Consider the following 14,568-nt stretch of genomic DNA (forward strand, 5'->3'; position numbering starts at 1 on the left):
AGCGCAGCATCGGAGTGGTTGGTATTAATCATAATTCGACAGGCAGGTACCATTTTAAAGCGAGTGTTGTCGAGTGTCTGCAATGGCGAAAGAGTAGGCCGACATCTGGTGAGCTAAAGGCCCCTTTGGGAGCTTGTGTACTTGTACCGTGCGGTACTGCCTGGCCGGTAAATACGATCCAACCGGGCACACAGGGGGCACCAGCTCCCACTCAAGACCCGCATAGGGGGCGCTATCCAGAAGTGCCCGCGATGACACTCCCAGATCATCTTGGTATCCACATTGGCATAGCTGATGGACCAACACTTCCCACCGCGTTCTATTGCCACACGCTGCATCGTAGCCAGGCTGTGGTATCGCTCTGCCCGATAGCACTCAGGGCAGCCTTTGCAGGCCTTGATATTCTTGCTGTTGCTCTGCCAGCGATGCCCTTTATCGCATTGCCAGGACATTGGGGTGGCCTGATCAACAAACACGTCAGAAAGGCATAGCCAGCCGCGCCTTCGTGCCCAATCCTTCAGGCGCTTCAGGGTAACAGCTTGCCGGCTACCACATTCTGGACAGAAGTTTCCAGCCAGTAATGTAGCGGGTGTTCTCCCCCACACATGCCCATGCTGGCAGGCAAATAGCAGATGTCCTTGAATGCCCAGGTATGTGTCTGACAGGCATTCCCCACCCCATGCTTGAGCGATGGCCTGAACCTGAGCTAACAATTTTAGTCGCTCAGCCGACGTGGGATGGTAGCCCGTCGGGTAGGATTGCCAGTGCTGAATCGCATGCTGGACAGCCGTTGGTAATGTGTCGAATTTCTTGGATTGCGCCCAGGCCATATTCAATTAGTCACTGCTTGCTGCAATTGGCAGCGCCATTCACGGCAGCTGGTTTTATGGCCCTCATACGCGACGGGAATGCCATCAATGGTGTTACTGGCATCATCCTCAATAATCACGCAGTGTGAATGGCCTTGCATTGTCCCTCGTGCCTCCAGAAAGCGGTAAGCAACCATAGCAGCGCGCAGTATGGCCATGTTTTAGGAATGCTCGGCACCTAGCGGTCTTCCTGTCTTCGGGTCCAGTCCCTTGGCCTTGGCCAGTTTTTCCAGCAAGGCTTCGCTGGGTTTGGGTGGCGCAATATTGGCTTCGTGATCTTTCAGCCATTGAATTTTGCCATCCCAGGGCGGTAGTTTGGCTGGTGGCAGGGGGACGATTTCATCCAGTTCGGGGACTGAGGGGTGGGCGTAGGAGTAATCACTTAACACGCCCATGATCAATAAGTATCTACGTTGACGTTCATCATCCTGCTGCAGACCTAAATCATTTCGCTGCTTATTTTCGGTAGTGATACGACCGAAACCATTACCTAAATTTAATGCTGCCGTAGGATCTCCCCATTTTGTTGCAAGCTGAAAAAAACTGACTGCTTCAGTCAGTTTTTCCTCATAAATCATGTGGTAACCATATTCTACCGCTGCTTTACCATGCCCTTGCTCTGCTGCACATTTTTTCATTTCATTGCCAATCGCAAATGGCCCCGGATGTGCAATTGTCAGATTGGTTAGTTTGTCTCCAACCAGATACTGCGCTTCCGGGTTGCCTAAGTCCGCCGCTTTACGATAGTAGCGATTGGCTAACTCCTCATCTTGCTTAACGCCGTAGCCAGCTTTGAGGTAGCGGCCCATATCGTAATAGCCACCGGGAATGCCCCTGTCGATCAAGTCCTGTGTCAGGTCCAGTGTCTCTTTGACTGGATCGGCACTCCACGCAGTACCACGACCAATCATTTCGCGTAGATCCAGATTGGCCTTGTAGTGACCGTAGGCAGTGGCAATACGGTAATAACGCTCCATTTCCGGGTAACGTAATGGGTCTTCCTTTTCCAGCTGGTTTTTATACAACCAGCGCGCATAGCGGTAGAGCTGATCTGCCTGTTCATCCAGCTTGGGCAGATGGGCTTTTTCGTATACGCAGCTAAAGGCCAGCTTTTCTTCAACGTTTTTCAGATCAGGCACGGAACGCTCCTTGGCACCACAGGCGGCCAGGCTAAGAGTCAAAATCAGGGCAAATAAACGGGATTTAGTCACTATTGCTCCGGGTGGGGTCTACACGCAAAAATTCACGGAGTGGCGCGACTGGGCCATCCCCATGAGTCATGGCAGATTTATTTTTAACTAAAATCATCCGCCATTGCTCAAATGTAAGTTTTGCATCCGTCTCTTTGTCCATTCTCTCAGGATTTGCATTCTCCCAGCTGTTGGTATGCCTCCCCCACAATACCTGCCTTAATGCCTTGGCTATTTCCGGGCGATCCAGTCCCAGGTTCAATTCACTGTCCACCTGCATGCTGCGGGTATTGATATTGGCAGAGCCAAGGGTAAGGAAGGCATCATTGACGATCATCAGTTTGGCGTGGATGTAGACCTCAACCCAGTCGGCTGGAGGTGAGTCCATGGCCACCAGCGAACAGATATGGGTCTTCAAGCCTGGCTGCTCCACGACAGAAAGGGGAGCATCCGGCTTTTGTGCAGCTTCGTAAGCCTTTTCGGCTTGCTGCCGTCTGGCAATTGCTTCATCCAGCGCTTGTCGGGTTTTTTCCCGTAATTTGCTGGGGCTGAGTACATTGGCCAGATGAATGAAGCGTGCCTCGTGCTCTGCTTGTTTGGCCTGGCCCAGGCGCGCTTCAAGATCGTCAGCCTTTTCAGCTCGGGCTACTGCGGGAATCATATCGGCCCGGCCCAGACTGTCTAGCATGCGGTAGGTATTGACGGTGCCAGCGCCAACACCGGCCTTGCTGGTATTGGTTACCACAAAGAGGTAAACCGGATAAGGTCGGCAGGCTTCTTTTTGGGCCTTGGCCACGGCCTTGATTTTCTCAGCCAACGGTGGCCAGCGGAAGTACTGGTTTTCGATGTAGATATAGGAGGTAACGTTATTGACCGCCTGCAGGTACATTTTTTTGATGTCTTGTTTTTTGTATTCCGGCTGAGTGCGCACCAACTGCACCATGGCTGCTTTGTTGGCTTTTCCATCAACGCGCGGCTGATAGGATGCAAAACCGCATGGTGGCAAGGCAAGATCTTCTTTGGTTTCATCGCGCCAGGCCCGGCGGAAATTATGAAACATGTCGCCTACTACTTGGCCGGTGACTAGGCTGGAAAAATCCTCACGCGGGCCAACTGTTCCGTTGCGACCAAGATTGGGGGCCTTCCTCTTTGCGCTATGTTCGTTGGTATCCCAGTACTCGTCCAACATATTGTGGCCCATCACAAAGCCAACATGGTTTTTGGCATCGTCGTAATCGACCAACACCATTTTCTGGTGATGACTGGGAGCCGTCGCCAGTAAGGATTTGGTTCTATCTTTGAGGCCTTTATCATCGTAGGTCTGGGTCAAAATATGGTCGCGACTACGTGGACCAAAACCCCGGCTACGAAAATGCAGATACTTACTGGGAATATCCGGATGTTGACGATCACGTTGTTTCTTTTCTGCGGTGCCAGCAGCAGCCTGATCTTCGTCGTAATAGGAATACCAATGCTTGTCGTAGTCGTATTGCGAAGGAATTTCGAAGGCCGGCTTGTCCTTGATACCAACTGCCCAACGTCCCGGTGTTTGTGTCTCTTCAACGGTTACCGCTGTTGTATTGACGTATAGCCCTCCGACCTTGGAAGCGAAGCACAAAACCCGTACTTGTACTCCCTGCTTTGCTTTGTGCTCCAGTAGCTTGCCTATTTGCGCGGGAACCGCTTCAGCGACATCCGCATACTTCACCATGTCTGCACCCTTGCGCACAAAGTACATGGATGGCTGAAAGCCCCAGCAGATGATGCAAATGTTTTTCTTGGCCTTGGCAAGCGCGTAATGGACTGCTGCAAAAGCGTCCTCGCCATTGACCAGAATCTGGAAGCTTGCAGGGTGCGAGTGGTATTCACTCTTCTGTACAAACCAGGGTAGGGTCAGGTGTGCTTTCATCTGCTCCTTGGTACATACCGGAGCAGTGATTGTCTTATCGCTCATTTTTGTTCTCCTGCATTGGGACCATTCAACAGGCTGTTGTAGCGTGCCCGTGCATGATCGTCGGCCTCCACACGCCCGTCTTGAGGAGCACCACCCGCATCTACTTTGTGGAAGCCTGCATTGGCCAACATGCCCTTGCCAGGATTGCTCAATGTATTGGTGACGGGCACATCAAACTTGACGCCATTTGCCAGTTGCACTGTGTACTTTTGAGTAATCGGTGCATGCTTGACCTTCAAGTGACCCGACTCATCAATCACTCCACGCTGTATCTCGGCACCATCTGCAAACAGCGTATACGGCATGCCAGTCCAACTACTACCCCCACCTTGGGGGGCTTGGTCCATGTGCAAAGACAAAGGCTCGTTCGGAATATTCTTTGGAAACGCCGGATGCGCTACCGTCATCCGATCCGGCCCGGAGAGGTTGTGGCTGGCACCTTTAACCGAAACGGTCCCTGGGCAGTGGATTTCGATATTGCCGCCTTTCAGCCGGATATAGCCGCCTCCGCAGGCCAGCAGAATCTCTTCTTTGGCTGCAATGGTGATGCGCTCCTTGCAGGAGGTAATCGTCACATCCTTATCCGCTGTCAGCTCCATCGCATCGCTCTGCGCCTGGATCTGCACTTTGCCCTTGGCTGCAATGAGTTTCATGGCGATTTTGTCTTGTACCCCGGCCACGAACAAACTGATGTGCTTACCAACATTGTGAATCCAACGGCGCCCCGTAGTGTGGTTAGCATCGCGCTGTGCAACAAGATTCAAATTGGTACCGGCGTTCACTGTCTGGCTTTGTTCAGTGACACTGACGATGCCTGCAGGGCCTGACAAAACCAGTTGGGGCTGCTGACCTGCTTGGTCTTTTGCGGTCTTGCCATCTTTGTCAGTATTGCTTCCGGCTTCCCAAGCAGCCAAGGCATCCAGTTGATGCTGCATGTGTCCCTTGGTTTTCTTGCCTGTCTTTGCATTGTCTTCACCAATACCGTCCGGGCCAGTTTCCATCGTATCGGCCAGTTGGGCGGTAGCGGTTTCAGCCAAGGCCTGACTCAGCGCAACGGCTGATTGCAGTTGGCTTTGCGCATGCTCGCGCGCCAGTTGTTTGCCGCCAGCGCCGTTTTGCGCTTCGGTGCTGAGCAGCAGGCCGTGCCCGGCTCGGATGGCGCCGTGCTGGTCGGTGCGTAGTTCGAAGCCTTCACCGCGTGGCTGGGCTTTGCCATTGCTGCGGGGATGGGTGAGGAAGCCCTGATTGAGCTGGGTCTTGCCGGGTTCGCTGGATAGCTTGGCGCGCACTTCCCCGGGGGTGTCGTCGAATAACAGCTCGTTGTACTGGCCACCCTGATGCTCTTTGGATTTGATACCGGACAGCGTCTTGTTGGCCGGGAGCGCACCGGCACCGCTGAAGGCCGGGGTGGCGTGGCTGCCGTTATACAGCACACCGACGATCACCGGGCGGTCGATATCGCCTTCGATAAAGTCCACCAGCACTTCCTGGCCGATGCGCGGGATGAACTGGTGGCCCCAGCCCGCGCCGGCGCTGGGCATGGCCACGCGCAGCCAGCAGGAGGAGGTGTCGTCGAGCTTGGCCCCGATGCTGGGGTGTTCGTCCGGCCGCTGCCAGTGGAATTGCACCTTGATGCGGCCCAGTTCGTCGGTATGCACTTCTTCGCCCGCCGGGCCGACCACGGTGGCAGTCTGCACCCCGTTGGAGGTGGGCTTGGCCTGGGTGCTGTGGGCGTAAGCCGGTGTCAGCGGAATGCCACGACGCTGGGCGGTGATGGTGGTCTGGAAGGGGCTGCTGTCTGTTGTGCTGGCGTCATTGCCCAGCAAACCCCGCAGGCTGCTGGTCAGATCGCCCGGCAGATTGTTGTTGGCGCGGAAGGTTTGGCCGGTAACCACGAATTCGCGCTGCTCGCTGCTGTCGCCCTCGTGTGCCGGGTGTTCATCCAGCCGGAACCACTGGCCGGCCTGCAGGCTACGCACCGAGCCAGCGCCGCTAAACTGCTTGGCCTGCACATCGTGCGCCTGCTGGCGCAGCTGGGCGTACTGGCTGAGCTGCTCGGCATCGCTGGCGTAGTACAGCGACTGCGGGTCGTAATCCTGCAGCGTGGATTGCAAGGCATCACCGCTACGGCCTTGCTGGATGCGGCTTTGGTCGAAAGACTGCTGGGTAGCGGTGGGCTGGTAATCAAAACTGGCTAGCGCCACATTGCCCGATACCACCTGGCGGGCGGCGCTCCAATCGGTGAGGCCGTCTTCTTCCTCCGTGGCATCGCTGCGGTGAAAGCGCACCCGCTCGCTGGCGGCCGGCGGCAGGCTGTAAGCGTCGTCGAACACCACCAGCTTGACCTGCGGATGCTCGCCATCGACATGTTCGAAACGCCAGGCATAACCCTCTTCGTGTAACAGCCGCACGATGAAGTCGAAATCGCTCTCGCGGTACTGCAGACAGTAACTGCGCGGGCTGGCGCTGGCGGTGTGGAACTCCAGTGACTGCACCTGGGCAAACACCGGATTGGCAGCCTGATGTTCGGCCAGGATCTGTTTAACGATGTCCGGCACCGACAAGTCCTGAAACACCCGCGAGGTGCGGCGTAGCCGCAGCAGCGCAAACGGCGGCTCGATGGTGAGGCCGTACTTGGCAAAGCCGCCATCGCTGCCTAGCAGCTCGGCCCGCGATACTACCCCGCAACGCACCACCTCGCTGCCATCGGCATCCAGCACACCCAGGCGGGCGGCTACACCGAGCAGCGACTTGAGTTCGATATTGCCGTCGGGTGACAGACAGCTCAGCTGATAGCGATAGGCTTCCGACACCCCCTCGCTGCCGTCCAGGGTGTGCGGCAGCAACTGCTCGGCGGCGATCTGCCCGCCATCCAGCTGCAGGGTGAGCAGGCGCTGGTGCTGGGAAAAGGCGGCGGCGAAGCTGGCGAGCAGTGTAGAAAAGTCCATGGCGTCTCATCACGTCTGCTGACGTGAATCTTCACATTCTGTTGAAAGTTCAACAGTTTATGCGCCTAACATGCACTGGACAAGGTGGAATGGCATGAATGCGTAGTTCTACGGATGGCCATCAATATAGGCAAAGGGACGGAAGGGCGCGCGTCAGGCATTCGCCACAGGCAGTTCGTCGGCGAGGCTGTGTGGAAACGACAGGAATGTTTCATGCCAAAGTAGCTGCAATGGTTCATCTACCGATTGCCAGGCCAGCCAGGTTCCAGAAAGAAGCTGTTTTGACAGGTAAAAAGGCCCTTTCAGGCCTTCACTGCTGCCATTAATTCTTCAAATCCTAGAATCTTCATCACCCGCTTTAGATTGTAGGCAAGGACCTGCAAGCTCATCTCGGTACTGACCTGGCCAAGGCCTCGTGTCAGGAAATGCGTGGCACCCATCCATTCTTTTAATGTGCCAAACGGATGCTCCACAGTCTGGCGCCGCAGCTTCATAACACTTCCCCGGATATCCAGCTGCTTTTGCATTTCTTCAAGCACATCTTCATGCTCTGCGCGAGTGACGCGCCGGTTTGAGCTGGGTGTACATTGTGCTTTGAGTGCACAGCGAGGGCAGTCAGAACTCCAGTATTTATGGACGAGTGCACCCCGTTCGGTGGTTGAGAAACGCCAAATCAGCCGACTACCGGCAGGACACACATATTCACCTGCTGCCGAATCAAACAGAAAGTCTTCTTTGTCGAACCGTCCCTCCGCTTTGGCAGACGACGTCATGGGCTTCGAAATCAGGGGCACAATCCCTGCATCGACACAGGTCCATGCCTCTTCCCCATGGTAGTAACCCCGGTCTGCGATGGCCTCAAGATGGGTAGTCTGCATCGCCTCTTTGGCCTGTCTTGCCATTTTGGCCAATTGGCGACGATCACTGCCCTGGTTAGTAACCTCATGCGCCACGATAAGGTGATGCCGAGTGTCAACCGCGGTTTGTACGTTGTAACCAACCAGTCCGCGACTGGTACTGGTGGCCATAGCGCGGGAATCGGGATCTGTCAGCGAGATTTGTCCAGTTGGCTCTTGCTCAAGCTGGGCTCGGATCTGCTGTAGCCTTTCCATGCTCTTTTTCAGCGTGGTCACCGGCTGGTCAGGACAGGCTGATGCGATACTGGCTTATCGTTGCTGACAGCCGACCGGCCAGCTGGTCCAGCTTTTCGGCCTGTGAATTGTTTTGCACGGCAACAACACTGTTTTCCTCGGTCATTTGCGCTATGCGCTCCACATTCTGGCTGATGACCTGCATGGCCTGATCCTGCTCTTCAATGGCCGTGGCGATGCCTTGCATGCGCTGCAATACCAGCTGGGAACTCTCATCAATCTGCTTCAGGCCCTGCTCGCTCGACCCAACAGTCACCAGGCTTTGGCTAGATAGCTCGTCGGCGGTGGCCATCCCGGCAACGGTGGCGTCGATTCGCTTCTGCACATCCAGTATCAAACTGGCAATTTGCTCTGTCGCGGTCCCGGTACGTGCAGCCAGGTTGCGAACCTCATCAGCCACCACCGCAAACCCGCGCCCGGTTTCGCCAGCCCGTGCAGCTTCAATAGCCGCATTCAGTGCCAGCAGGTTCGTCTGGTCTGCAATGTCACTGATTACGTCTATAATGCCGCCGATCTCCTTTGAGCTGGCATTCAGGCGCTGGATGTCATTGCCGGACGCCTTGATCTGCCGGGCAATCTCACCAACCGTTCTCACTGTCTCTTTCATCGTCTGCAGTGCTTGGCCTGTATCGCTACGTGATCCCTGAACCTGCGCCATAACGGAACGTGTACTGGTGGACATCTCAGTCATGCTGACCGCCGTCTGTTCAACCGCAGCGGCAACAGAGGCTGTGGCTTCCGACTGCACCGATGCACTCTGCCGGACCTGATTGCTGCTAGAGGAAAGCTGCTCAGCAACTGTGCCCATGTCCTTGCCACAGCCCTGCACGTCTAGGATCAGATGGGAGAATGCATCCATCAGGTTGTTGAAGGCATTTCCGATCTGCCGGGTTTCTTTCACGCCTTCGGCATGCACCGTACAGGAAAGGTCACGGGTTTCAACCGACCTCTCTACCGACCGAGCTACCAGTAGTAGTGGGCCTCCAATGCTACGGCCAACCCACAGGCCGATGCCGGCACTGAAGAGGACGGTGACAAGCCCTACCACGCCAACGATCAAGAGGTTGCGTAGCGCTTGGGCTTCCAGTGCCTGAGTTTGGCCATCAATGCTTGCGGACAGCTGCTGCTCAACACCGTAGAGGGCATTCATCTTGCTGGTGATGGCGTCGAACCATTGGTCCGCCGTCACATTGAAGCCGCCCTGCATGAAGTGGCTTTCCATCAAGCCGCGGAACTGCTCTACCCGGACGGATGCGTCGCTCGACAATACACTTTTCAAAGCAGCGACTTCAGCTGGCTGGGCAATGCCTTCGAACTGATTCAGTAGCACGTCCTGGTTGTCGATTTTTGCCAGGATGGCACGGTACTGTGGCCACTCAATTTTGTCGGAGATAAATGCCGGCAAAGAAAGAGCTCGCTCCAGGCCTACATTCTCTTTGGCCTGAATCAGGGCCAGGTAAGCTTGCAGGCGGCGCACGATATCAGCCTGATCATTGTCCTTGCCGATCGTTGAAATACTCTTGAGAAGAGTAGCGATGGTTTGGGAATAGTAGGCAGAACTCTGTGCGGGCAAGGTGCCTTGGTGGGAAATTTGCTCACGCATGCCTGCCAATTCCTGCAATGCATCCTTGGCCTTCTGAATATTCACGCCACTCGACATGTCATGATTGCCGGCGATCACCAGCAGGTAGGCCTGCCGTTTGGTGTCTGTGGTTTTGCGGATTTCCGGCAGCTTGTCAGCGAACTTCTGGCCATGGGATTGCAGGTAGCCTGCAGATGCGCCTCGCTCAATCTGCATGGAGTGAATCAAGTTGCCCGATGCGATGGCTAACTCCATGAGGTTTCGGGTTTGCTGGGCCTTTTGGTATTGGTTGTAGTTCTGTACGAGCAAAAGGAGTGAGAAGCTGCTCAGCACGAGGAGTGGAACCATGATCAGCAAGAGAAGACGGTTTCTGATGGTGGAAAACATGCGGTGCTACCTTTACCAATGAAGAGCTGATCTGGGGGTGGTCACTGAAGCTATAACGAGGCCGTGCGAATGTCATCAAACAAGCACAGCACAAGGAGATGCTATTGGAGTTTCAGCCCTTCAAACTTGAAACAGGTCAATGCTTTCGAGCAAATATTCAATGTTGAGGATCATTTGAGGAATCCTCACATGTCTTTGCCGTGATTGGCTGATTTGATTTAGATGGGATGCGGTATGCCAGGCCTGTGACAGGATGCTGATGTGGCCGTGGCGTGCGCAGATATAGCTGGGGTGGGGGGGCTCGGGTGGCTAGTGCATGGCCGATAGTGGAGGGCATTAGGCCCTGCGGGATGAGATTGCCAGACCTTGGTCGTAAGGAAATCCCCTAGTACCAACTAGGCACTAACACCGGTAATGTCACGCAAAATTTACCTGATCTCTTCCCGCAAAAACGTGAGGCTTGGAACAAGGGCAAGATGATTGGCCAAAAGCCACCACTCAAGCCAAAGGATATCTGGGCTATACGGATCCATCTTCAGAACAAGTATGCAGTACGTGACCTAGCGATGTTTGAATCGCCCCGGCTTCTCTAGACACTCTTGAACCGTTGGAAATATTGCTTCTCAAACTCTACCGGCGATAGCCCGTTTGCGGAACCATGCCAGCGCTTCGGGTTGTAGAACATCTCGATGTAATCGAAAATGTCCCGCCGGGCCTCTTCCCTGGCGACTTCGGCCACTGGGTAACCACGCTCGGTTACCTGTTGGACTGCTTCAATCTTGAACTCTTCGGGGAAACGCGGCTTGCTCATGACACCTCCTTGTGGGGCCTAGTGTGAGGCTCGCGAGGTGTCTAGGAAAGGAGGGGCGATTCAGTTCAACTTAGCTATCGACAGCAAACTTCGTGGATGTGATCTCGTTAACTTACGCGAACGTGACGTAACACATGGAAACCAGACTCTGCCCCGTGCGATTGTTATTCAGCGCAAGACTCAACGGCCTGTGCAATTTGAACTGACGGAGCCGACAAGGCTGGCGGTGTCTGCATGGCTAGAGAAAGCGCACTTGCGAAGCGATCAGTATCTGTTTCCTAGTCGGCTGGCAGACTCTCCACACCTGTCGACTCGTCAATACGCACGGATTGTGCATATGTGGGTCTCGACAGCAGGTCTGGACTCATCCATCTATGGCACACACTCATTACGTCGGACCAAGGCAACATTGATCTACAAAAAGACCAAAAATCTGTGTGCTGTACAAATCTTACTTGGCCACACCAAGCTGGAGTGCACGGTTCGGTACCTTGGCATCGAGGTCGATGATGCACTGGAAATTTCAGAGCAGATTGAAATCTAGGTAGCCACAAGGAAGTTGGCAGCGAACATTCGCTGCCAACAGTGTCCTCATCGGCCATAACGGTCACTGGCACTATGAGCGTGCTATGCCTGCTTTCAATATGAAAACGGTCATAAAATATTCAAAAAAGCCGCAAGTAGCACAATTGCTATATTTGTCTATTTTCGCCTTAGTCATAATAAGGAAACCGAAACCTAGCCGTACGCTTCTTGCAAGGCGCGTTTCATTTCCTGATCCAATTGCTTTATATCAATTGGTTTGGAAGCAAATCCGCTCATGCCAACTGCCATTGCGGCTGCCCGGTCTTCCTGTAAGACACTTGCAGTCAGTGCGATTATCGGAATACCATATTTGTCTGGATCTCCACCACTGGAGCGAATAACTCTGCAAGTCTCCAGTCCATCCATGATTGGCATCTGCACATCCATCAGAATAATGTCAAAATCATGTTGCGACCAAAGCTGCAGTACTTCCTTCCCGTTCATTGCCGTAGTTACTGTGTGGCCTCGCTTCTTGAGCAGGATCTTGATCAAGTTAAGGTTTTGTACCACGTCATCCGCTACCAGAATATCCAATGGCGGTAGATTGGCATCTTCGACAACCGGTTTAACTATCTGGCCTGACTGGGCAGCTACCAGCGGAATCCGTACGGTAAATGTCGAGCCCTTACCCGCAGTGCTTTCGACACCGATACTTCCTCCCATCTTTTTTACCAATTCCAAGGCAATGGTTGTTCCTAGACCGGTGCCACCAAAACGCCGTGAAGTTGATGCATCGGCCTGCGAAAATGGCTTGAACAACTTTGCCTGTGCGACTGCATTCATCCCGATACCGGTATCTACAACGATCAGCTCGACAATGCCCGTATGTTGGGAAACCTTTAGCCGCACTTCGCCCTTTTCAGTAAATTTTACGGCATTGCTCATTAAATTCAGCAATATCTGCCGAATACGCATAGCATCACCCATGAAGTGATCGTTGATGCTCTCCGGGTATTCAATAATCAGGCTAATACCTTTGCGCTCGGTTGTCAGCTTTAACGTATCAATAGTCTGTTGGCAGACATTTCGCAGTGAAAAGGGAAGTTCCTCCAGCTCCACAGCACCTTGTTCCAGTTTTGCCGTATCCAGAATATCGTTGATCAATCCCAGCAAGCCTTTGGCAGACTGATTGATGATTTCAATCATCTTCTTCGGTTCAGCATCTATCTCGAAATCCTGCAGAAGATCGGTGTAGCCGATAATTGCATTCATTGGAGTACGGATTTCATGACTCATATTGGCAAGAAAAGCGCTTTTTGATCTGGCGGCAGATTCCGCACTTTCCTTAGCCACTTGCATGGCAAGCTCCATGAGCTTGCGTTCTGAAACATCAAGAATAAGCCCATCAATGAAAACGGCTTGATTCACTTCATTGAAAACACCACGGGCACTTTCAGATACCCAGCATTCGGTTCCATCCATGCAGCGTATGCGGTATTCCACCGTATAAGGAATACATTTATTCAGTGCATTATGAATAACATCACGTACTCGCTGCTGGTCTTCCGGATGGATGATATTGAAGATGTGCATGCCTCCGCTCATGAAGATATTACTTGGCCAGCCACTAAGTTCCTGAATGTCTTCACTGATAAACAACTTATTCCACGGCTCTTTGGCCTCGCTGCGAAATGTCACTCCAGGAATATTGTCAATCAGTGCATGGAACTGTTGCTCTTGCTCTTCCAGTTCACGCTGCATTCGGTGGCGTTCGCTGATATCGGTGATGAATCCGACATACAGGCTGTACGCAGGAAGCGCGCCCTTGCCAATAGCCAGGCGAATAGGGAATTGTGTGCCATCCTTGCGACGACCCACAGCCTCTTCCTCAATTTCGGAAATCGGCAGCGAAGCAGGAGAAGTCATCTGCCGACCCTGTTGGTACCGCGCGGGGATTAGCTGTTGGATGTTGCAGCCCTTGACATCAGACTCCATCCAGCCGAACAAGCGTTCTGCCGCCGGATTTAACGACTCTATCCTACCCTCGGCATCAAAGGTGATCATGCCATCAATGGTCGTGCTGACGATGGTCTGCAGTTTCAGCTCGTTTGCCTGCGTCTTCTGGTAGAGCATGCGGTAGCGAAGCAGCACATTACCTGCCAGAACCATATTTCCCAGCATGAGCACCAGTACGGCAATTCCGATAGCAAGGCTGGCATTGTCATTCCAAGACGAAAATCCTCCGGCCTGAGGCGTGCCAATAAAGCGGGCCGCTGCCATGCCAAAGTAGTGCATACCAGCAATGGCAACGCCCATTACGCCCCCTCCCAGCAAGGTTGCGTAGCCCTTGCGCAGGCGATTGCTATCTAGGCCAAACCTTATCCATAACGCCAAGGTACTTAGTAACACGGCGACCATGATTGAGGCGGCAAACCATAGCGGGTCATAACGGAGCTGGGGCGCCATGTTCATGGCAGCCATCCCGCTGTAGTGCATGATGCCGATGCCACTGCCAACCAGCGTGCCGCTTAGCCACAACTGGCTCTGGCTGATGCTTGGCTGGGCAAGTCTTCGCAGGGCAAACCAGGCTGCGCCAATAGCAGGAAGCATGGAGAACAACGTGGGAAGCAACGCGTAATGCACCGAACTACAGATTGAGAATGCAAGCATGCCAACAAAATGCATGGCCCAGATGCCGCCTCCCATTGCAATCGATCCTGTCACCAGAGCAATTTTTTTGAGATTGCCTTCAGTCGCCTCTCGCGCGAAACCGGCCATTTGCAAAGCAAGGCAAGAAGTGGAAATAGCGACAAGAAGAGAGAGGGAGACCAGCCAAAGATTGTATTGGGTTTGTAAAAAAAGCAGCGTTTGATAACTGCTGATGAAGTAGGAGTTCAGCATGCTCAGCTCTCAGGCAGATCGCGCATATAGAAGGTCAATCATGATGCTTTTAACCGGTATAGCTCACAGAAAGCTTGCATTGCAATGTCATGTAACTAGTTACTTGCAATTCAGTATTTCAGCCCGTTTATGGGGCTGTGTTGCAGCACGAAAATTTACAAAAATCATTTGGCATAACAGTAGGAGCTGCATTATAGTTCTAATGCTGACTTCATCAGCACCAGCCCGAGATTAACTTCTCGTTTATACC

Annotated in this window: 6 protein-coding genes and 3 pseudogenes; 1 reads left to right on the plus strand and 8 read right to left on the minus strand. The window is 53.5% G+C overall.

The genetic code is table 11. The annotated features are described in order from the left end of the window. Positions 1–1,030 precede the first annotated feature (1,030 nt). From FAZ30_RS11960 to FAZ30_RS20765, 7 genes and pseudogenes are all read right to left on the minus strand, one after another. Positions 1,031–2,080, minus strand: a complete 1,050-nt coding sequence (locus FAZ30_RS11960) for an SEL1-like repeat protein (RefSeq protein ID WP_137009488.1) — start codon at positions 2,078–2,080, stop codon at positions 1,031–1,033. After that, entirely contained in the window at positions 2,073–4,013 is a 1,941-nt protein-coding gene (locus FAZ30_RS11965) for a phospholipase D-like domain-containing protein (RefSeq protein ID WP_137009489.1), read from the minus strand. The genes FAZ30_RS11960 and FAZ30_RS11965 overlap by 8 nt, the downstream gene beginning before the upstream one ends. Further along, positions 4,010–6,961 carry a type VI secretion system Vgr family protein gene (locus FAZ30_RS11970; RefSeq protein WP_137009490.1) on the minus strand — a complete coding sequence of 984 codons (2,952 nt, stop codon included), beginning with the start codon at positions 6,959–6,961 and terminating at the stop codon, positions 4,010–4,012. Before FAZ30_RS11970 ends, FAZ30_RS11965 begins: the two co-directional genes overlap by 4 nt. 302 nt (positions 6,962–7,263) lie before the next feature. Further along, positions 7,264–8,103, minus strand: a pseudogene (locus FAZ30_RS11975) (transposase); the annotation flags it as partial. After that, positions 8,102–10,081 carry a methyl-accepting chemotaxis protein gene (locus FAZ30_RS11980; protein WP_137009492.1) on the minus strand — a complete coding sequence of 660 codons (1,980 nt, stop codon included), beginning with the start codon at positions 10,079–10,081 and terminating at the stop codon, positions 8,102–8,104. The gene FAZ30_RS11980 and the pseudogene FAZ30_RS11975, both read right to left, overlap by 2 nt. A 589-nt stretch (positions 10,082–10,670) precedes the next feature. After that, positions 10,671–10,805, minus strand: a pseudogene (locus FAZ30_RS20760) (IS3 family transposase); the annotation flags it as partial. After that, positions 10,802–10,892, minus strand: a pseudogene (locus FAZ30_RS20765) (transposase); the annotation flags it as partial. The pseudogenes FAZ30_RS20765 and FAZ30_RS20760, both read right to left, overlap by 4 nt. Before the next feature lie 37 nt (positions 10,893–10,929). On the opposite strand from FAZ30_RS20765, the gene FAZ30_RS11995 reads away from it, so the two are divergent. Then, complete coding sequence (locus FAZ30_RS11995) at positions 10,930–11,436, plus strand: tyrosine-type recombinase/integrase (protein ID WP_205676589.1); 507 nt, start codon at positions 10,930–10,932, stop codon at positions 11,434–11,436. A gap of 194 nt (positions 11,437–11,630) precedes the next feature. On the opposite strand, the gene FAZ30_RS12000 is transcribed toward FAZ30_RS11995, so the two are convergent. Beyond that, entirely contained in the window at positions 11,631–14,318 is a 2,688-nt protein-coding gene (locus tag FAZ30_RS12000) for an MHYT domain-containing protein (RefSeq protein WP_137009494.1), read from the minus strand. Positions 14,319–14,568 lie beyond the last annotated feature (250 nt).

This window comes from Aquitalea aquatilis (assembly GCF_005155025.1).
In the GTDB taxonomy this organism is placed as follows: Bacteria; Pseudomonadota; Gammaproteobacteria; order Burkholderiales; family Chromobacteriaceae; genus Aquitalea; species Aquitalea aquatilis.

Coding starts and splice junctions, on each gene's coding strand:
- FAZ30_RS11970 (WP_137009490.1), bottom strand. CDS start 6,961: ATGGACTTTTCTACACTGCTCGCCAGCTTCGCCGCCGCCTTTTCCCAG.
- FAZ30_RS12000 (WP_137009494.1), bottom strand. CDS start 14,318: ATGCTGAACTCCTACTTCATCAGCAGTTATCAAACGCTGCTTTTTTTA.
- FAZ30_RS11980 (WP_137009492.1), bottom strand. CDS start 10,081: ATGTTTTCCACCATCAGAAACCGTCTTCTCTTGCTGATCATGGTTCCA.
- FAZ30_RS11965 (WP_137009489.1), bottom strand. CDS start 4,013: ATGAGCGATAAGACAATCACTGCTCCGGTATGTACCAAGGAGCAGATG.